This is a genomic window from Luteimonas aquatica, from assembly GCF_022662575.1.
In the GTDB taxonomy this organism is placed as follows: domain Bacteria; phylum Pseudomonadota; class Gammaproteobacteria; order Xanthomonadales; family Xanthomonadaceae; genus Luteimonas; species Luteimonas aquatica.
In genome coordinates, this window is the sequence record NZ_JALBFU010000008.1 from 76814 (window position 1) to 95121 (window position 18308).

Consider the following 18308-nt stretch of genomic DNA (forward strand, 5'->3'; position numbering starts at 1 on the left):
CTGCGGCTACTCGTCCGTTGCGGCGGTGCCGACGCCCAGGCTCAGCACGGCAGGCGCGTGCCAGGGATCGGCCAACCGCAGGCAGCCGTAGGCGATGCCGGCCAGGCCGATCATCAAGCCCAGCGGCGTCTCCGCGGCCGAACGGCCGCCGCAGCGCCAGTCGGCCTCTTCCTGTGCCCGCAGCAGCGCGTGCCCGACCTGCCGGCAGCGCGCCAGCAAGGCGGCGTCGTTGCGCTGCACCGCCCATTGCAGCGGCAGTTCCAGGTTGCCCCACCGGCCATGGCAGAGGCAGTGCCCGGCATCGTCGTCCGCGCCGGCCAGGGTCCGCGCCATGCAGTCGGCGAGCTCCGCGTCCCAGGCGGCATCGCGCAAGGGCACGGGCCAGGACAACCGCGCCAGGCCGACGCCGGAAGCGCCGTGGCACCAGGAATCGGTGTCGCGCTGCGCACCGCCCGCCGCGTCCTCGATGCCGTACAGATCGTGCCAGTGCCCGCCGCGGCGCGCGCGGGCGGCGCGTTCGAAGCGCAGCGCCTGCCGCGCCAGCGACAGTGCCCGCGCATCGCCGTACGCCTGCGCGTAGCGCGCGAGCGCCGCACCGATGGCGGCGCTGCCGTGCGCGTAGCCGCTCAGCCGCCGTCCGAGCGCGGCCGGGCCGGGCCAGGACGCGCCGTCGGCGTCGCATTGCGCGGTCTCGGCCAGGCGCGCGGCGCACGCCGCCATTGCCGCGCGCACCTCGGCACTCGGGCGCCGGCGCTGCAACTCCAGCAGCACGAACAGCGCGCCTGCGCTTCCGCCGACCAGGTCGAACTCGCCGTCCCCGGCGATGCCGGCGGCGATGCGCGGAAGCCAGGCGAGGGCTTCCTCGACCAGGGCCGGACGCCGCCACCGCTGACCCAGCGCGAGCAGGACGTAGGCCCAGCCGCTCGATCCGGTGAACGGACCGACCGGCGCCAAGGCCGACGGATCGTCGCGCAGCAATCGCCGCGTGGAGGCGAGCGCGGCTTCGGCCGCCCGCGCGAAACGCGGCATGCAGCTCTGCGCGCCGAGCTCGGCGAACAGCAGCGCCATGCCCGGCAGTCCGTCGTACAGCGTGGCGCCCATCGGCGCGACCGCCGGCTGCGCATCGCCGCGGTATTCGAGCTGGAAGAACGTGATCTCGCCGCGATCGCGGAACGCGAGCCGCAGCAGTCGATCGCCGAGCGCCACCGCCGTGCCCAGGAACGTCTCCTCGGCGCGCCGCGCCGGTGCCGGCCCCGATGGCGGCGGCATCGCATCGCCGAGCTCGGCGGCGGGACGGATGCTCTCCAGCGACTGCCGCAACAGATAAACCTGCCGCCGCAGGTCGCGCGTCGACAGGCCGCGCGCGCGGCGCCCCGCCTCGCGCCACCCCGAGCGCACGAACAGCCGCGGCACGCGATGTCCGTCGCCGTCGACCGCGTCGGTGCCGTCCGCCTCCGCCCAGAACCGCGGCACGTCGCCGCGCAGCAGCGCCGCGCGCTCGGCGTCCTGCGTGCGCGCCAGGAACGGCCATTCGCGGCAGCCGGCCTGCAGGCGCGCCAGCACCGCTTCGCGCTCCTCGCCAGTGCGCAGGTATTGCGGATGCGACAAGGCATCGAGCAGGCGCGCGTAGATCTGCGTGGAGCGCAGCAGCGCGCGCGGGCGGGTCCGCACGAACGGCGCCAGCGGTCCGTGCTGCGCGCGCAGCCGCGGCTTGAGCGCGAGCAGGCCGCGATAGGTGGTTTCGAAGCCGGCCACGATCGCTTCGACGTGCGCCTGCGGCGCCATGCGCGTGCCGTCGGCCAGGTGCGGCAGGTTCGCGGCATGCGGCGCCGTCTCCTCGACCTGCGCCAAGCGCAGCGCGTCGGTGCCGGCGCCGTCCGCGCGCCGCACCGTGCGGCGATGCCCCGCCCAGGCCAGACCGCTGAGATCCTGCGCCCCGGGGTCGCCGCGATCGGAGGGCAGCAGTCCGGACAGCAGCGCCGTGGCCGCGTACGGCGGATGGCGTCCGCTCACCGGACCGCGGCGGCTGAGCCAGGGCTGGAACAGCGTTTCCAGGTCGATCAGCACCGGCGTGTCGCCGCAGGCGATGAGGTTCTCGTAATGCAGGTCGGTGGCGCCCAGCAGGTAGGCGATCGCCGCCAGCCCGCCGTAGCGGCGGTAGAACGCCGCGGCCTGCGCGGCCGCGCCGATCGGCGCATGCGCGATCCATTGCGCATAGCCGTAGTCGCCCCTGTCCAGGACCGCCGCCGCACGCTGCGCCGGCTCCACGCCGGCGCGCGCGAGTGCGTGCAGGAACTGCGCGTAGGCCGCGTCCATCGCCAGCGAGCGCGGCTTGTACAGCACGCGCCCGGCCTCGAAATCCAGGCGGACCACGCTGTCGCCGTCGTCGTGCCGATCGCCCAGCCCGATGGCGATGCCTCGCAACCGCCCCGTCGCCTCCGCCCCGGGCAACAGCGCGGGTAGGTCGGCGCCATCCTCGAGCAGGCGCGACAGCAGCCGATCGAGCGACCGCTCCGTCTGCCCCACCAGGCGCGACACGTCGGGGCCCAGCAAGGGGTATCGCGCATCGAGCGCGGCCCGGCCGGCGGCGCCGTCGATCCAGTCGAGGAAGGCCCGGAAGCGTTGCGCCGGCGTCGCGCCCGGCAGGCTGCGCGCGTGGCGCGCCAGCGCCAGTTCCAGCAGCAGGCTGCGGCAGCTCCAGGACAGCGCCGGCAGCGCGAAGGCGCTGTCGATGCTCCCGCGCAGCGCCGCCATGTCGAGGCGCTCGGGCTGGCGGCGGGCCGCGTCCGCCCACCGCGCGAGCGCGCGCTCGCGCGCCGGCGCCAGCAGCGGCTCCGCCCAGCGCAGCAACGGCGTCAGCGCCGCGAGATCGGGGCTGTCTTCGGAAAGGTCGGGCATAGCAAAACGGGCTGCGCCGACGGCGCAGCCCGCGAGGTTGCGGACGATTGCCGCGCTGCGATCAGTCGCAGTGGAGGCAGCTGCGATAGCAGGTGTTCGCGGTCGCCATGTTGCTGCCCTTGTCGACCAGCTTGTCGTCGCTGAGATCGGGGGTCCCGATGCTGTCCTTCAGCAGTTGCGCGTAAACGTCCTGGGAAACCTCTGCATGTACCGGCATGGATCTCTCCTGTGGATGAACCGGGCGAATCGGCATGGCCGCGCGCCCGCCCGCTACGCGCGACCCAGCCGCGGTTCTAGCACGCATGCCGTTAGGGCATTGGCAAGGCCGGGCCGGAAAAGACAAACCCCGGCGCGAGGCCGGGGTCCGTCTTGCGAGATTCGGCCATCGGGCCCCGCATCAGCATGACGCGCGGCCGGCCTGCTCCTGCGGAAGCGTCCGAATTACGCCTGCGGGCGGTCGACCAGCTCGACGTACGCCATCGGCGCGTTGTCGCCGTCGCGGAAGCCGCACTTGAGGATGCGCAGGTAGCCGCCCGGACGCTCGCGGTAGCGCGGGCCGAGTTCGACGAACAGCTTGCCGACGGCTTCCTTGTCGCGCAGGCGCGAGAAGGCCAGGCGGCGGTTGGCGACGCCGTCGCGCTTGGACAGCGTGATCAGCGGTTCGGCGACGCGGCGCAGTTCCTTGGCCTTGGGCAGCGTGGTGCGGATCAGGCCGTGCTTGATCAGCGAGGCCGCCATGTTGGTGAACATCGCATCGCGGTGCGCGCTGGTGCGGCTGAATTTGCGTCCGGATTTCTGGTGGCGCATGGTCGTGATTCCTGGTGATTTTTAACTTAGCCGAGCATGCCGTGGGCGGAAACGCCCGCCGGCGGCCAGTTCTCGAGCTTCATGCCGAGGGACAGCCCACGCTGGGCGAGGACTTCCTTGATTTCGGTCAGCGACTTCTTGCCGAGGTTCGGCGTCTTGAGCAGCTCCACTTCGGTCTTCTGGATCAGGTCGCCGATGTAGTAGATGCTCTCGGCCTTGAGGCAGTTGGCCGAACGCACGGTCAGTTCGAGGTCGTCGATCGGGCGCAGCAGGATCGGGTCGACGCCCGCCGTGGCCGGCTTGGCGGCGCCGCGGTCGCGGTGCGTGAAGTCGCCGAACACCGACAGCTGGTCGGTGAGGATGTCGGCGGCGGTGCGCACGGCTTCCTCGGCGTCGATCGTGCCGTTGGTTTCGATGTCGAGCACCAGCTTGTCGAGGTCGGTGCGCTGTTCGACGCGGGCGGCCTCGACCTCATAGGCGACGCGGCGGACCGGCGAGAACGAGGCGTCCAGCATCAGGCGGCCGATGGCGCGGGTTTCCTCGTCCGGACGGCGGCGGGCGGCGGCCGGCTGGTAGCCGAAGCCGCGCTCGATCTTCAGGCGCATGTTGATCGACGCATCCTTGGTGAGATGGCAGATCACGTGGTCGCCGTTGAGGATCTCGACGTTGTGGTCGGTCTTGATGTCGGCGGCGGTCACCACGCCCGGGCCCGCCTTGGACAGGGTCAGCGTGGAGCTGTCGCCGGTGCCCATGCGGATGGCGATGTCTTTCAGGTTCAGCAGGACTTCGAGCACGTCCTCCTGCAGACCTTCGATGGTGCTGTATTCGTGCAGGACGCCGTCGATCTCGACCTCGGTGATCGCGAAGCCGGGGATGGACGACAGCAGCACTCGGCGCAGCGCATTGCCGAGGGTATGGCCGTAGCCGCGCTCGAGCGGTTCGATCACGACCTTCGCGCGGTTGCCGGCGAGGCGTTCGATCTGGGGGCCGCGGGGGCGCAGGACCTGGTTGGCATTAGCCGTCATGTTTGTGATTTCTCCTGCGGTGAACCATCGGGCTGGGGGTGCCGACGGCTGGCATTACGCTTGGGGCGCTCCCTTCCGGAAGGGAGCGGCCGACGCGCGGGGCGCGTCGGCCTGTGTAGAGGGAGGCGGCTCCGCCGTTACCAAAGCGGGCGCCGTGCCCAGAACACCGCGATTACTTCGAGTACAGCTCGACGATCAGCGCTTCGTTGATGTCGGCCGGCAGGTCGCCGCGGTCCGGCACCGACTTGAACACGCCGCTGAACTTCTTGCTGTCGACCTCGATCCAGGACGGGGCCAGATCCATCGTGGAGGAGACGCTCAGGGCCTCCTGCACGCGAAGCTGCTTCTGCGCGCGCTCGGACAGCGCGATCGCGTCGCCGGCCTTGACCTGGTACGAGGGCAGGTTGACGGCCTTGCCGTTGACGGTGACGCCGCGGTGCGAGACCAGCTGGCGCGCCGCCGGGCGGGTGACCGCGAAGCCCATGCGGTAGACGACGTTGTCCAGGCGGGTTTCCAGCATCTGCAGGAGGGTCTCGCCGGTGTTGCCCTTCTTGGTCGAGGCCTTCTTGTAGTAGTTGCGGAACTGGCGCTCCAGCAGACCGTAGATACGCTTGACCTTCTGCTTTTCGCGCAGCTGGGTGGCGTAGTCGGACAGCTTGCCCTTGCGGGCGGTGGCGCCGTGCTGGCCGGGCTTCTGCTCGAGCTTGCACTTGGAGTCCAGCGCGCGGGCCGGGCTCTTCAGCGACAGATCGACGCCTTCGCGACGGGCGAGCTTACAGGTGGGACCGATATAACGAGCCATGCTTCTTCAGCTCCTCAGACGCGACGCTTCTTCGGCGGACGGCACCCGTTGTGCGGGATCGGCGTCACGTCGATGATGTTGGTGATCTTGTAGCCGACGTTGTTCAGCGAACGCACGGCCGATTCGCGGCCCGGACCCGGGCCTTTGATGCGCACTTCCAGCGACTTCACGCCGTAGTCGAGGGCGGCCTTGCCGGCCTTCTCCGCGGCGACCTGGGCGGCGAACGGGGTGGACTTGCGCGAGCCGCGGAAACCCGCGCCGCCCGAAGTCGCCCACGACAGCGCATTGCCCTGGCGGTCGGTGATCGTGACGATGGTGTTGTTGAAAGAAGCGTGGACGTGGGCGACGCCGTCGGTGACGACGCGCTTGATCTTCTTCTTGGTCTTGGCTGCTGCCGGCTTGGCCATGTCTGTCTACCCCTTACTTCTTGATGGCCTTGCGCGGACCCTTGCGGGTACGGGCATTGGTCCGGGTACGCTGACCGCGCAGCGGCAGGCCGCGGCGGTGACGGAGGCCGCGGTAGCAGGCCAGGTCCATCAGGCGCTTGATGGCGATACCCACCTCGCGGCGGAGGTCGCCCTCGACCACGTACTTGCCGACTTCGGCGCGCAGGCGCTCGACTTCCGGCTCGGACAGGTCGCGGATCTTGGTGGTCGAGGCCACGCCTGCGGCGTCGCAGACCTGCTTCGAACGGGTACGGCCGATGCCGTAGATGCTTTGCAGCCCGACCCAGACATGCTTCTGGGCAGGCAGATTGACACCTGCAATACGCGCCATGCGCGGATCTCCAACTGGTTTGATGGCCGGGACGTCCGGGAAATCCGGAATCCGGCGCAGTGAACACGAAATTCTAACAGGGTCTCGGGTTGTTAGGAAGCCCCGGGCGGCAAGCCACCCCGGACCCGGCATGGGGAGTGTGCCCATGCTCCGGCGACGGACCCCGGCTGGACGAAGCCCCCGGTCGCCCGGTTGCCCCGCCCGCCCCTCGCCACTCAAGCGCGGGGACTGGCCCTGGCCCACCCGCGCACGAGACCGCCGCGCGAGTCGCCCATCTGTTTCCCCCCGCCTTCGTGGGGGAAACCGGTATTGCTGCCCTTCCCCCGGCTGGCGGGTGAAGGTCCGGGCATAGGTCGCTTGCGCGGCCCCGCCCCGGCGCTTTCGCGCCCCCCTCCGCGTCGCGGAGGAGTCCTATCTTAACTCCGCGAGAGCCCGCGGGTGCCGCCCTTCAGGTTGGCCTTCTTCAGCAGGCTCTCGTACTGGTGCGACATCAGGTGGGCCTGGATCTGGGCGATGAAGTCCATCACCACGACCACCACGATCAGCAGCGAGGTGCCGCCGAAGGAGAACGAGGTGCCCAGCTCGGTGCGCATCACTTCCGGGAGCAGGCAGACCAGCACCAGATAGATCGCGCCGGCGGCGGTGAGCCGGGTCAGCACGCTGTCGATGTAGTCGGCCGTGGCCTTGCCCGGACGGATACCCGGGATCAGCGCGCCGGACTTCTTGAGGTTGTCCGCCGTTTCCTGCGAGTTGAACACCAGCGCCGTGTAGAAGAACGCGAAGCCGGCGATCAGCACCGCGAACAGGATCATGTGCAGCGGCTCGCCCGGGGCCAGCATCTGGCTGATCTTCTGCAGGGTCAGCTGCAGGCCGCCGGACGCGGTCTGGCTGCCGAACCAGGTGGTGATCGTCGAGGGGAACATGATGATCGACGAGGCGAAGATCGCCGGGATCACGCCCGACATGTTCAGCTTCAGCGGCAGGAACGAGGACTGGTTCATGTACGCGCTGCGGCCGCCCTGGCGGCGCGCGTAGTTCACCGTGATCCGGCGCTGCCCGCGCTCGACGAACACCACGAAGTAGGTGAAGGCCAGCACGATCGCCACGATCATGATCACCGACAGGGGGCTCATGTCGCCGTTGCGCGCCTGCTCGATGGTGTTGAGCACCGCGCCCGGCAGACCGGCCACGATGCCGGCGAAGATGATCAGCGACACGCCGTTGCCGACGCCGCGCTCGGTCACCTGCTCGCCCAGCCACATCAGGAACATGGTGCCGGCGGTCAGCGCCACCACCGCGGTCAGCACGAAGCCGATGCCGGGGGTGTAGACCGCCTGCACGCCGGTGCCGGCGCCGCTCTGCAGCGCGGTGGCGATGCCGGCCGCCTGGAACACCGCCAGCGGAATCGCGCCGATGCGTGACCACTGGGTGATGCGCCGGCGTCCGGACTCGCCTTCCTTCTGGATCGCCTTCAGCGCCGGCACGATCTGCACCAGCAGCTGCACGATGATCGAGGCCGAGATGTACGGCACCACGTTCAGCGCGAACAGGCTGAAGCGCTGCAGGGCGCCGCCGGAGAACATGTTGAACATGTCCACGATGGTGCCCTTCTGCGCTTCCATGAGCCGCAGCATGGCGTCGGGGTTCACGCCCGGCACCGGGATGTAGCACCCGATGCGGTAGACGATCAGCGCCCCCAGCACGAACAGCAAGCGCTGGCGCAGCTCGGTGAATTTGCCCAAGCCACCGCCGATTCCGCCCATCGCACCGCTGCTGCGTGACATGCCTTGCTTACTCCTCGATCTTGCCGCCGGCCGCTTCGATCGCCGCGCGCGCACCGGCCGTGGCCAGCACGCCCTTGAGCACGAGCTTCTTCGAGACGTCGCCCTTCTTGACGATCTTGGCGCGCTTGGCGGTGGACGGCACCAGCTTGGCGGCGCGCAGGGCGGCGAAGTCGATCTCGCCTTCCAGCAGGTCGAGCTTGTACAGCATTACTTCCGCGGTGTCGTTCTTCAGCTTGGAGCGGAAGCCGACCTTCGGCAGGCGCTTGCGCAGCGGCATCTGGCCGCCTTCGAAGCCGGCCTTGATCTTGCCCTTGCCGGCGCGCGCGAACGAACCCTTGTGGCCGCGGCCCGCGGTCTTGCCGAGGCCGGAACCGATGCCGCGACCGACGCGGACGCGCTCGGTGCGGGCGCCCTCGGCGGGCTTGAGAGTATTGAGCTTCATGTGATTACTCCTCGACCCGCACCAAGTAGTGCACCTTGTTGATCAGGCCGCGCACCTGCGGGCTGTCCTTCAGCTCGCGGACGTCGTTCAGTTTGTTGAGGCCGAGCGCCTTCACCGACAGGCGATGCTTCGCCTGCGAGCCGCGCATGCCCTTGACCAGGCGGACCTTGACGGTACCGCCGCTGTTGGTTTCGTTCTTCTTAGCCATGGAGGATGTCCTCCACCTTCTTGCCGCGCTTGGCCGCGATCTTGCCCGGCGAGTGCATCGCCTCCAGGCCCTTGACCGTGGCGCGCACGAGGTTGATGGGGTTGCGCGAACCGACCGCCTTGGCCAGCACGTTCTTCACGCCCACCGCTTCCAGCACGGCGCGCATCGCGCCGCCGGCGATCACGCCGGTACCTTCGGAAGCCGGCTGCATGAACACGCGGGCCGCGCCGTGGCCGGCCTTCACCTGATGCCACAGGGTGCCGTTGTTCAGCTCGACGGTGCTCATGTTCTTGCGCGCGTATTCCATCGACTTCTGGATCGCGACCGGCACTTCGCGCGCCTTGCCGTAGCCGAAGCCGACCTTGCCGCTGCCGTCGCCCACCACCGTCAGCGCGGTGAAGGTGAACTGGCGGCCGCCCTTGACGGTCTTGCTGACGCGGTTGACCGCGATCAGCTTCTCGATCATGCCGTCGTCGATTTCCTCGCGGTCGCGGCTGCGATCACGATCGCGGCCCCGCGGTGCACGTTCTTCTGCCATTTCGGTATCTCGGTTGTTGAGGAATTTGCGGCTTGGCCGCTTATGGTTGTGGTGTACCGCGGGCGTTTCGCGTCACGGACAATTCCGTGGCGCGCCCGACGCGATCCGCGTCGGCGGAAGAGCCAGGCCGTGCCTGGCGGGCCGGCAATGGTACGCCATGAAGGCGACCGCCGCCTGCCCGGAGAACAGACCGGGACGCAGCCGTAAAGTTCTGCGTCCCGGACGGTGCGATTTCAAGCCCCGCAAGCGGGGCCCGGAGCCGCGCTTTAGAACTGCAGGCCACCCTCGCGGGCGGCGTCGGCCAGCGCCTTGATGCGGCCGTGGTAGCGGTAGCCCGAGCGGTCGAAGGCGACCTTCTCGATGCCGGCGGCCTTGGCCTTCTCGGCGATGAGGCGGCCGACCTTGGCGGCGGCCTCGGCGTTCTTGCCGTTCTTCAGGCCCTCGCGCACGTCCGACTGCGTGGTGCTGGCTGCCGCCAGCACCTTGGCGCCGTCGGGGCTGAACACCTGGGCGTAGACGTGCTGGCCGGTGCGCAGCACCGACAGGCGCGGCACGCCGAGTTCGCGGATGTGCGCGCGGGTCGACTTGGCGCGGCGCAGGCGGGCAATCTTCTTTTCCATGTTCTTGTCCTCGAAAGCTGAAAGCGAGAATTACGCCTTCTTGGCTTCCTTACGAATGATGTTCTCGCCGGCGTACTTCACACCCTTGCCCTTGTAGGGCTCCGGCGGACGGAACGCGCGGATCTTGGCGGCGACTTCGCCGACGCGCTGCTTGTCGGCGCCGCTGACCACGATCTCGGTCTGGGTCGGCGTGGCGATGGTGATGCCCTCCGGGGCCTTGAACAGCACCGGGTGCGAGAACCCCAGCGACAGGTTCAGGTCCTTGCCCTGCATGGCGGCGCGGTAACCCACGCCGACCAGCTCGAGCTTGCGCTCGAAGCCTTCGCTGACACCCTGCACCATGTTGGCGAGGATGGCGCGCAGGGTGCCGGTCATGGCATCGCGCGTGGGATCGGCCGGCGACAGGTTGGCGACGCCGTTGTCGAGCTGGATGTCCACGCCCTCGGGCTTGGCGATCGACAGGGCGCCCTTCGGGCCCTTGACGTTGACGCTCTCGCCCTGGACGTTGAGCTCCACGCCCTTGGGAAGGTTGATCGGCTTCTTGGCTACACGAGACATGTCTGTATTCTCCCGCTTAGGCCACGAAGCACAGGACTTCGCCGCCGACGCCCTGCTGGCGCGCCTGCGCGTCGGTCATGATGCCCTTCGACGTGGAAATGATGGCGATGCCCAGGCCGTTGAGGACCTTCGGCAGCGCGTCCTTGCCGCGGTAATGGCGCAGGCCCGAGCGCGAAACGCGCTGCAGACGCTCGATCACCGGCCGGCCTTCGTAGTACTTCAGCTCGATCTCGAGCTCGGCCTTGGCGCCGTTCTCGGTCACGCGCAGGTCGCCGATGTAGCCCTCGCCCTTGAGGACGTTGGCGATGGCGACCTTGGTCTTGGACGACGGCATCTTCACCGTCGGCTTGCCGACCGCCGCCGCATTCTTGATGCGGACCAGCATGTCGGCGATGGGATCAGTCATGCTCATTGAATATCACCTTTGAGTAGCACCGATATCCGCTTTCGCGAATGTCTTCGTGGAGACCCGGCCGGACGGCCGGGCCCTGTTTCTTACCAGCTGGCCTTGCGCAGGCCGGGCACGTCGCCGCGCATGGTGGCTTCGCGCAGCTTGTTGCGGCCCAGGCCGAACTTGCTGTAGACGGCGCGCGGACGGCCGGTCAGGGCGCAGCGCGTGGTCTGGCGCGAGGCGGAGGAGTCGCGCGGCAGCTTCTGCAGCTTGGTCGCGGCGTCCATCTTGTCCTCGTAGCTGGCCGTCTGGCTGCTGACGATCTTCTTGAGCGCATCGCGCTTGGTGGCGTACTTCTTCGCCAGCTTGGCGCGCTTGGTCTCGCGGTTGACCATGGAGGTCTTGGCCATTGTGTATTTCCTGTTTTCTTGAAAAGTCCGGCCACGGATGGCCGGGCTCTTGATCAGGGACGATCGTTGATCAGTTGCGGAACGGGAAGCGGAAGGCTTCGAGCAGCGCCTTGGCTTCTTCGTTGCTGCGGGCCGTGGTGGTGATGGCGATATCCATGCCGCGGATCGCGTCGACCTGGTCGAAGTCGATTTCCGGGAAGATGATCTGCTCCTTCACGCCCATGTTGTAGTTGCCGCGGCCGTCGAAGGAACGGCCGGACACGCCGCGGAAGTCGCGCACGCGCGGCAGCGAGATGTTGACCAGGCGGTCCAGGAACTCGTACATCTTGGCGCGGCGCAGCGTGACCTTGCAGCCGATCGGCCAGCCGTCGCGGATCTTGAACGAGGCCACCGAGATGCGCGACTTGGTGACCAACGGCTTCTGGCCGGAGATCTTGGCCATGTCGGCGACGGCGTTCTCGAGGATCTTCTTGTTGGCCGCGGCCTCGCCCACGCCCATGTTGAGCGTGATCTTGCTCAGGCGCGGCACCTGCATCGGATTGGTGTAGCCGAACTTCTCCATGAGCTTCGGCACCACTTCTTCCTTGTAGAACTTTTCAAGACGGGGAGTCATCTGTGCATCCTCAGGCGTCGACCGCCTCACCGCTCGAGCGGAACACGCGCAGACGGCGTCCATCCTCGAGCACCTTGGTACCAATGCGCTCGCCCTTGCCGGAAGCAGGATTGAACGGCATCACGTTTGAAATATGGATCGGCGACTCGCGCTCGATCACGCCGCCCGGCTGGTTGACCTGCGGGTTCGGCTTGGTGTGGCGCTTGACGATGTTGATGTTCGACACGACGACCTTGTCGCCGAGCACGCGCACCACGTCGCCCTTCTTGCCCTTGTCCTTGCCGGCGATCACGATCACGTGGTCGCCCTTCTTGATTCGATTAGCCATTGTCTTGTCCTCCGCTCACAGCACTTCGGGAGCGAGCGAGACGATCTTCATGAACTTCTCGGAGCGCAGCTCGCGGGTCACGGGCCCGAAGATGCGCGTGCCGATCGGCTCGTGCTTGTTGTTGAGCAGCACGGCGGCGTTGCCGTCGAAGCGGATCAGCGAGCCGTCGGCGCGACGCACGCCCTTGCGGGTGCGCACCACGACGGCGTCGTAGACTTCGCCCTTCTTCACCTTGCCGCGCGGAATGGCGTCCTTCACCGACACCTTGATGATGTCGCCGATCGCAGCGTAGCGGCGCTTGGAGCCGCCGAGCACCTTGATGCACATCACTTCCTTGGCGCCGGAGTTGTCGGCCACGTCGAGGTGGCTTTGCATCTGGATCATGGTCTGCCCTCCTCTTATTCGGCCGCGCGGGCGACGATCTCGACCACGCGCCAGTTCTTGGTCTTGGACATCGGCGCGATCTCGACCACGCGCACGGTATCGCCTTCGTTGCAGGCGTTATCGGCGTCGTGGGCGTGCAGCTTGGTCGAGCGGCGCAGGTACTTGCCGTACAGCGCGTGCTTGACCTGGCGCTCCACGAGCACGGTCACGGTCTTGTCCATCTTGTTGCTGACGACGCGGCCTTCGACCGTGCGCAGCTTCTTTTCGGACTGCTTCATATCAGTAGTGTTATCGGTCATTTTCGGCCGTCCTTACTTCTTCGCGCCGAGCAGGGAGTTCACGCGCGCGATCTCGCGGCGCACCCGACGCACATCATGGGTCTTGGCCAGCTGGCCGGTCACCTTCTGCATGCGCAGCGAGAACTGCTCCTTCTGCAGATCGAGCAGGTGGGCCTGCAGGTCGGCGGCCGACTTGCCGCGGAGTTCCTTGATCGTGCTCATCAGCGTACCGTCCGGGTCACGAATTGGGTGGTGACCGAGAGCTTGGCGGCGGCCAGGCGGAACGCCTCGCGCGCGGTCGCCTCGTCGACGCCCTCGATTTCATAGATCATGCGGCCGGGCTGGATCTGCGCGACCCAGAACTCGACGTTGCCCTTACCGGAGCCCATTCGGACTTCGATCGGCTTCTTGGTGATCGGCTTGTCCGGGAACACGCGGATCCACATCTTGCCGCCGCGCTTGACGTAACGGCTGATCGAACGGCGCGCGGCCTCGATCTGGCGGGCGGTCAGCTGGCCGGTCGAGGTGGCCTTCAGGCCGTACTCGCCGAAGCTGACGGCGTTGCCGTTCCACGACAGGCCGTCGTTGCGGCCCTTGTGCATCTTGCGGAATTTGGTGCGCTTGGGTTGCAGCATGGTTTAGTCCCTCGCCTCGTCGCGGCCGCCACGATCGCCACGGTCACCGCGCTCGCGGCGCGGACCGCGCGGACGCTCGCGATCACCGCGGTCGCCGCGGTCGTTGCCGCGCGGCGTATCGTCCTGCTTCTCCTGGCCGACCTGGGTGAAATCGAAGATTTCGCCCTTGTAGATCCAGGTCTTGATGCCGATGATGCCGTAGGTGGTCTTGGCCTCGGCGAAGCCGTAGTCGACGTCGGCGCGCAGCGTGTGCAGCGGCACGCGGCCTTCGCGGTACCACTCCGAACGGGCGATTTCCGCGCCGTTGAGGCGGCCGGCGACGTTGACCTTGATGCCGAGCGCGCCCAGGCGCATGGCGTTGCCCACGGCGCGCTTCATCGCGCGGCGGAACATGATGCGGCGCTCGAGCTGCTGGGCGATGCTCTCGGCGACCAGCTGGGCGTCGAGTTCGGGCTTGCGCACCTCGGTGACGTTGATGTGCGCCGGGACGCCCATCAGCTCGCTGACCTCTTTGCGCAGCTTCTCGATGTCCTCGCCGCGCTTGCCGATCACCACGCCCGGGCGGGCGGTGTGGATGGTCACGCGCGCGGTCTTGGCCGGACGCTCGATCAGGATCTTGCTGATCCCGGCGGCGGCCAGCTTCTTGCGCAGCATGTCGCGCACCTTGAGGTCGGCGGCGAGGTAGGAGGCGTACTCCTTCTTGCCGGCGTACCACTTGGAATTCCAGTCCTTGGCGATGCCGAGGCGGATACCCGTCGGATGTACTTTATGACCCATGTTTACTTCCCTTCGCCGACGACGACGGTGATGTGGCTGGTGCGCTTGAGGATGCGCGTGCCGCGGCCCTTGGCGCGGGCCATGAAGCGCTTGAGCACCGGACCTTCGTCGACCGTGATCTTGGCGATCTTCAGGCCGTCGACGTCGTCGCCCGCGTTGTTCTCGGCGTTCGACACGGCGGCGTAGACCACCTTGTAGATGAGGTGCGCGGCCTTCTTGTCGCTGAACTGCAGCAGCGCCAGCGCGCGCGAGGCCGGCAGACCGCGCACCTGGTCGGCGACCAGGCGGGCCTTCTGCGGCGAGATGCGCGCGGTCTTCAGCGAAGAAGTACGCTTGTTGAGCTCGGTGCGCGCCCGCTTCTGCTCTTCGTGTTTTTCTCGAGTTGCCTTGTCCACGATGCGCTCCTTACTTGCCGGCTTTCTTGTCGCCGCCGTGACCCTTGAACGTACGGGTCATGGCGAACTCGCCGAGTTTGTGGCCGACCATGTTCTCGTTGACGAGCACCGGAACGTGGTTCTTGCCGTTGTGCACGGCGATGGTGAAGCCCACCATTTCCGGCAGGACCATCGAACGACGCGACCAGGTCTTGATCGGCCTCTTGCTGCCGCCGGCCGCTTCCACCTTCTTCATCAGGTGGTGATCGACGAACGGGCCTTTTTTCAGTGAACGTGCCATGGTCGGTTAGCTCCTGCGGTCGCGCACGATGAACTGCTGCGTCCGCTTGTTCTTGCGGGTCTTGTAGCCCTTGGTCGGCACGCCCCACGGCGTGACCGGATGCGGATTGCCCTGGCCGGCCTTGGCCTCGCCGCCGCCGTGCGGGTGGTCGACCGGGTTCATGGCCGCGCCGCGGACGGTCGGGCGCACGCCGCGCCAGCGCTTGGCGCCGGCCTTGCCCAGCTTCTCGAGGTTGTGCTCGACGTTGCCGACTTCGCCGATGGTGGCGCGGCACTCGGCCGGCACCTTGCGCATCTCGCCCGAGCGCAGGCGCAGCGTGGCGTAGACGCCTTCGCGGGCGACCAGCTGCACGGCGGCGCCGGCGGCACGCGCCAGCTGCGCGCCCTTGCCGGGCTTCATCTCGATGCAGTGCACGGTGGAGCCGACCGGGATGTTGCGCAGCGGCAGGGTGTTGCCGGCGCGGATCGGGGCGTCGTTGCCCGCGATCACCTGGTCGCCGGCCTTCAGGCCCTTAGGCGCGATGATGTAGCGGCGCTCGCCGTCCACGTAGCACAGCAGCGCGATGTGCGCGGTGCGGTTGGGGTCGTACTCGATCCGCTCCACGCGCGCCGGGATGCCTTCCTTGTCGCGCTTGAAGTCGATGATGCGGTAATGCTGCTTGTGACCACCGCCGATGTGGCGGGTGGTGATGCGGCCGTGGTGGTTGCGACCGCCGGTCTTGCCCTGCTTCTCGAGCAGCGGCGCGTGCGGCGCGCCCTTGTGCAGGTCGGGCGTGACCACGCGGACCGCGCTGCGGCGGCCGGGGGAGGTCGGTTTGAAGGTCATCAATGCCATGGATTAGTTCCTCAGACCTTGGCCGTCATCACGTCGATCGACTGGCCCTCGGCCAGCTTCACGTACGCCTTGCGCCAGTCGCCGCGGCTGCCCTGGCGGAAACGGAAGGACTTGTTCTTGCCCTTCACGTTGACCACATTGACGGCCTCGACCTTGACGTCGAACAGCTTCTCGATCGCGGTCTTGATATCGGCCTTGGTCGCGGTCTTGGCGACTTCGAAGGCGTATTGGTTGCTTTCCTGCATGCGCGCGGTCTTTTCCGAGACGCGCGGAGCACGGATCACGCTGTAGAGATTGGCCGACGCAGGCTTGCCTGCGGCGCTCACCGACTTGTTCATGCCAGCCACTCCTCGATTTTCTTGACCGCGTCGGTGGTGACCAGGACGCTGTCGGCGCCGACCAGGGACACCGGGTCCAGGCCCTGCACGTCGCGCACCTGCACGTACGGCAGATTGCGGGCGGACAGGTACAGGTGCTCGGAGGCCTCCTCGGTCACGATCAGCGGACGCCGGCCGAGCTCGAGTTCCTTCAGCTTGGCCAGCAGGCCCTTGGTCTTGCTTTCGCTGACGTCGAACGCGTCGACGATCTTCAGGCGGCCCTGGCGGTTGAGCTCCGACAGGATCGCGGCGATGGCGGCGCGGTACTGCTTGCGGTTGACCTTCTGCTCGAAGCTGCGCGGCTTCGCGGCGAAGGTGACGCCGCCGCCGACGAAGATCGGGGCCGTCAGGGCGCCGTGACGCGCGCCGCCGCCCTTCTGCTTCTTCGACTTCTTGGTGGTGCCGTTGACCTCGGCGCGGGTCTTCTGCGCCTTGGTGCCGGCGCGGCCGGCGTTGCGGTAGGCGACCACGACCTGGTGGACCAGGTCTTCGCTGAATTCACGGCCGAAGACGGCTTCGGACACCGAGAGCTTTTCTTTGCTGTTGCTGATGGCGAGTTCCATCGTCGTCTCCTTATGCCTTGCTCGTCGGACGGACGATGACATCGCCGCCCGGCGCGCCCGGCACGGCGCCCTTGATCGCGATCAGGCCGCGCTCGGCGTCGATCTTGACCACTTCCAGGCCCTGCGTGCTCTGCTGCACGGCGCCCATGTGACCGGACATCTTCTTGCCCGGGAACACGCGGCCCGGCGTCTGGCGCTGGCCGATCGAACCCGGCGAGCGGTGCGACAGCGAGTTACCGTGCGTGGCGTCGCCCATGCGGAAGTTCCAGCGCTTGATCGTGCCCTGGAAGCCCTTGCCCTTGGTCACGCCCTGGACGTCGACGATCTGGCCGACTTCGAAGATGTCGGCCTTGATCTCGCCGCCGACCTGGAAGTCGCCGATCTTGTCGGCTTCCACGCGCAGCTCCCACAGGCCGCGACCGGCTTCGACCTTGGCCTTGGCGAGGTGGCCGGTTTCCGGCTTGTTGACCAGTGCGGCGCGGCGCACGCCCACCGTGACCTGCACGGCGCTGTAGCCGTCGCTGTCGACGGTCTTGATCTGGGTGATGCGGTTCGGGGTGGCCTCGATCAGGGTCACCGGCACGGACTTGCCGTCCTCGGTGAAGACGCGGCTCATGCCGGCCTTGCGACCGACCAGCCCCAACGAATATTTCTTCGCGGTCATGGTGGCGGCCTCAGGTCAGCTTGATCTGGACGTCGACGCCAGCCGCGAGCTCGAGCTTCATCAGCGCGTCCACGGTCTTGTCGTTGGGGTCGACGATGTCGAGCACGCGCTTGTGCGTGCGGGTCTCGTACTGGTCGCGCGCGTCCTTGTCGACGTGCGGCGACACCAGCACGGTGTAGCGTTCGATTTTGGTGGGCAGCGGGATCGGGCCGCGCACCTGCGCGCCGGTCCGCTTGGCCGTTTCGACGATCTCGCTTGCCGAACGATCGATCAGACGATGATCGAACGCCTTGAGCCGGATCCGGATCTTTTGGTCCGCCATGACGGAATTCCTAAGTTGAAAGAGCGACGGGCTCCGCGGCTAGATGCGCAAAACCCCACGAAATCAACGACTTACCCAGAAAAAGCCCTTGGGCAGTATCGCTTGGGCAAAAACGAAGGCAGGCCGGTTTCCCGACCCGCCCAGACGGAGAACTGCAAACGCGACAACATGCCCCTGCCGACCATATGTCCCGAACATGCTTCGGGACGGGCGGGGCTGTGCCGCGTGACATTTTCCCTGTCTGGCGAAAACGAAGCGCATCCTGCGCCTCATTTCGCGGTTTCCCGGCACGCCCCTGGGGACGTATCGGAAAGTGGTCTTACATTATAGAGGGGTTCGAGAGGCTCTTGCAAGCGGTTCTCCGCCCACGAGAGGAAAAGCCCCGCCCCCCCCTATTCAGCCCGCCCCTATTTAGCAGGTTCCGGCTGTCTGTCCTGCGAGCCTCTCCCGCTTGCGGGAGAGGCCTGGCGAGGATTCGGCTTCCTCGAGAAGCGTCTTCCTGGCCGGATCCCCGCTTGCGCAGGGAGGACTCTTGGCCCGAGGGCCAGGAATCACTTGATGATCTTGGCCACCACGCCGGCGCCGACCGTACGGCCGC

The 18308-nt window shown here is 67.6% G+C and carries 29 protein-coding genes; all 29 read right to left on the bottom strand.

All coding sequences use genetic code 11. The features are described 5' to 3' along the window. Positions 1–6: 6 nt before the first annotated feature. Entirely contained in the window at positions 7–2898 is a 2892-nt protein-coding gene (locus MD221_RS13835) for a type 2 lanthipeptide synthetase LanM family protein (protein ID WP_242112416.1), read from the bottom strand. A gap of 61 nt (positions 2899–2959) precedes the next feature. Further along, entirely contained in the window at positions 2960–3115 is a 156-nt protein-coding gene (locus MD221_RS13840) for a hypothetical protein (RefSeq protein ID WP_242112417.1), read from the bottom strand. 224 nt (positions 3116–3339) lie between these two features. Then, entirely contained in the window at positions 3340–3705 is a 366-nt protein-coding gene (gene rplQ / locus MD221_RS13845; RefSeq protein ID WP_242112419.1) for a 50S ribosomal protein L17, read from the bottom strand. 26 nt (positions 3706–3731) lie between these two features. Continuing rightward, entirely contained in the window at positions 3732–4730 is a 999-nt protein-coding gene (locus MD221_RS13850; RefSeq protein ID WP_242112420.1) for a DNA-directed RNA polymerase subunit alpha, read from the bottom strand. A gap of 172 nt (positions 4731–4902) precedes the next feature. Next, a complete protein-coding gene (gene rpsD / locus MD221_RS13855; RefSeq protein ID WP_242112421.1) occupies positions 4903–5532 on the bottom strand; it encodes a 30S ribosomal protein S4 in 630 nt (209 codons plus the stop codon). Between the two features lie 14 nt (positions 5533–5546). Then, on the bottom strand, positions 5547–5939 hold the full coding sequence (rpsK, locus tag MD221_RS13860) for a 30S ribosomal protein S11 (protein WP_226470170.1): 393 nt from the start codon (positions 5937–5939) through the stop codon (positions 5547–5549). Positions 5940–5952: 13 nt separating this feature from the next. Beyond that, the gene (gene rpsM, locus MD221_RS13865; RefSeq protein ID WP_242112422.1) at positions 5953–6309 is read right to left on the bottom strand and encodes a 30S ribosomal protein S13; all 357 of its coding nucleotides are present in this window, start codon (positions 6307–6309) and stop codon (positions 5953–5955) included. A gap of 416 nt (positions 6310–6725) precedes the next feature. Then, entirely contained in the window at positions 6726–8072 is a 1347-nt protein-coding gene (gene secY, locus MD221_RS13870) for a preprotein translocase subunit SecY (protein WP_242112450.1), read from the bottom strand. 28 nt (positions 8073–8100) lie between these two features. Beyond that, positions 8101–8535 (bottom strand): 50S ribosomal protein L15, encoded by a 435-nt coding sequence (gene rplO, locus MD221_RS13875; protein ID WP_242112423.1) that lies wholly within the window; start codon positions 8533–8535, stop codon positions 8101–8103. Between the two features lie 4 nt (positions 8536–8539). Then, positions 8540–8743, bottom strand: a complete 204-nt coding sequence (rpmD, locus tag MD221_RS13880) for a 50S ribosomal protein L30 (protein ID WP_242112425.1) — start codon at positions 8741–8743, stop codon at positions 8540–8542. Next, on the bottom strand, positions 8736–9281 hold the full coding sequence (gene rpsE, locus MD221_RS13885) for a 30S ribosomal protein S5 (RefSeq protein WP_242112426.1): 546 nt from the start codon (positions 9279–9281) through the stop codon (positions 8736–8738). Before rpsE ends, rpmD begins: the two co-directional genes overlap by 8 nt. 266 nt (positions 9282–9547) lie before the next feature. Then, positions 9548–9901, bottom strand: coding sequence for a 50S ribosomal protein L18 (gene rplR, locus MD221_RS13890; RefSeq protein ID WP_242112427.1), 354 nt, complete (start codon positions 9899–9901; stop codon positions 9548–9550). 30 nt (positions 9902–9931) lie between these two features. Then, positions 9932–10459, bottom strand: a complete 528-nt coding sequence (gene rplF, locus MD221_RS13895) for a 50S ribosomal protein L6 (RefSeq protein WP_242112428.1) — start codon at positions 10457–10459, stop codon at positions 9932–9934. 16 nt (positions 10460–10475) lie between these two features. Beyond that, the gene (rpsH, locus tag MD221_RS13900) at positions 10476–10871 is read right to left on the bottom strand and encodes a 30S ribosomal protein S8 (RefSeq protein ID WP_242112429.1); all 396 of its coding nucleotides are present in this window, start codon (positions 10869–10871) and stop codon (positions 10476–10478) included. 83 nt (positions 10872–10954) lie between these two features. Next, positions 10955–11260 carry a 30S ribosomal protein S14 gene (gene rpsN / locus MD221_RS13905; RefSeq protein WP_242112430.1) on the bottom strand — a complete coding sequence of 102 codons (306 nt, stop codon included), beginning with the start codon at positions 11258–11260 and terminating at the stop codon, positions 10955–10957. A gap of 70 nt (positions 11261–11330) precedes the next feature. After that, positions 11331–11873, bottom strand: a complete 543-nt coding sequence (gene rplE / locus MD221_RS13910; protein WP_242112431.1) for a 50S ribosomal protein L5 — start codon at positions 11871–11873, stop codon at positions 11331–11333. 10 nt (positions 11874–11883) lie between these two features. Beyond that, a complete protein-coding gene (gene rplX, locus MD221_RS13915; RefSeq protein WP_242112432.1) occupies positions 11884–12201 on the bottom strand; it encodes a 50S ribosomal protein L24 in 318 nt (105 codons plus the stop codon). Between the two features lie 15 nt (positions 12202–12216). Then, positions 12217–12585 carry a 50S ribosomal protein L14 gene (gene rplN, locus MD221_RS13920; RefSeq protein ID WP_146387447.1) on the bottom strand — a complete coding sequence of 123 codons (369 nt, stop codon included), beginning with the start codon at positions 12583–12585 and terminating at the stop codon, positions 12217–12219. A 14-nt stretch (positions 12586–12599) separates the two neighbouring features. Next, positions 12600–12863 carry a 30S ribosomal protein S17 gene (gene rpsQ, locus MD221_RS13925; protein ID WP_425602282.1) on the bottom strand — a complete coding sequence of 88 codons (264 nt, stop codon included), beginning with the start codon at positions 12861–12863 and terminating at the stop codon, positions 12600–12602. A gap of 33 nt (positions 12864–12896) precedes the next feature. Then, on the bottom strand, positions 12897–13085 hold the full coding sequence (gene rpmC, locus MD221_RS13930; protein ID WP_242112434.1) for a 50S ribosomal protein L29: 189 nt from the start codon (positions 13083–13085) through the stop codon (positions 12897–12899). Beyond that, complete coding sequence (rplP, locus tag MD221_RS13935) at positions 13085–13498, bottom strand: 50S ribosomal protein L16 (protein WP_242112436.1); 414 nt, start codon at positions 13496–13498, stop codon at positions 13085–13087. Before rplP ends, rpmC begins: the two co-directional genes overlap by 1 nt. 3 nt (positions 13499–13501) lie before the next feature. After that, positions 13502–14275 (bottom strand): 30S ribosomal protein S3, encoded by a 774-nt coding sequence (gene rpsC, locus MD221_RS13940; protein ID WP_242112438.1) that lies wholly within the window; start codon positions 14273–14275, stop codon positions 13502–13504. 2 nt (positions 14276–14277) lie between these two features. Then, positions 14278–14595 carry a 50S ribosomal protein L22 gene (gene rplV / locus MD221_RS13945; protein ID WP_242112451.1) on the bottom strand — a complete coding sequence of 106 codons (318 nt, stop codon included), beginning with the start codon at positions 14593–14595 and terminating at the stop codon, positions 14278–14280. 85 nt (positions 14596–14680) lie between these two features. Continuing rightward, positions 14681–14950: a 30S ribosomal protein S19 gene (rpsS, locus tag MD221_RS13950; protein WP_242112439.1), complete on the bottom strand. Its 270-nt coding sequence runs from the start codon at positions 14948–14950 to the stop codon at positions 14681–14683. 6 nt (positions 14951–14956) lie between these two features. Then, positions 14957–15784: a 50S ribosomal protein L2 gene (gene rplB / locus MD221_RS13955; RefSeq protein ID WP_242112440.1), complete on the bottom strand. Its 828-nt coding sequence runs from the start codon at positions 15782–15784 to the stop codon at positions 14957–14959. 11 nt (positions 15785–15795) lie between these two features. Then, the gene (gene rplW / locus MD221_RS13960; protein ID WP_242112441.1) at positions 15796–16122 is read right to left on the bottom strand and encodes a 50S ribosomal protein L23; all 327 of its coding nucleotides are present in this window, start codon (positions 16120–16122) and stop codon (positions 15796–15798) included. Next, positions 16119–16724, bottom strand: coding sequence for a 50S ribosomal protein L4 (gene rplD, locus MD221_RS13965; protein WP_242112442.1), 606 nt, complete (start codon positions 16722–16724; stop codon positions 16119–16121). Before rplD ends, rplW begins: the two co-directional genes overlap by 4 nt. A gap of 10 nt (positions 16725–16734) precedes the next feature. Next, on the bottom strand, positions 16735–17388 hold the full coding sequence (rplC, locus tag MD221_RS13970; protein ID WP_242112443.1) for a 50S ribosomal protein L3: 654 nt from the start codon (positions 17386–17388) through the stop codon (positions 16735–16737). 10 nt (positions 17389–17398) lie between these two features. After that, complete coding sequence (gene rpsJ, locus MD221_RS13975) at positions 17399–17710, bottom strand: 30S ribosomal protein S10 (RefSeq protein WP_005408208.1); 312 nt, start codon at positions 17708–17710, stop codon at positions 17399–17401. Positions 17711–18308 lie beyond the last annotated feature (598 nt).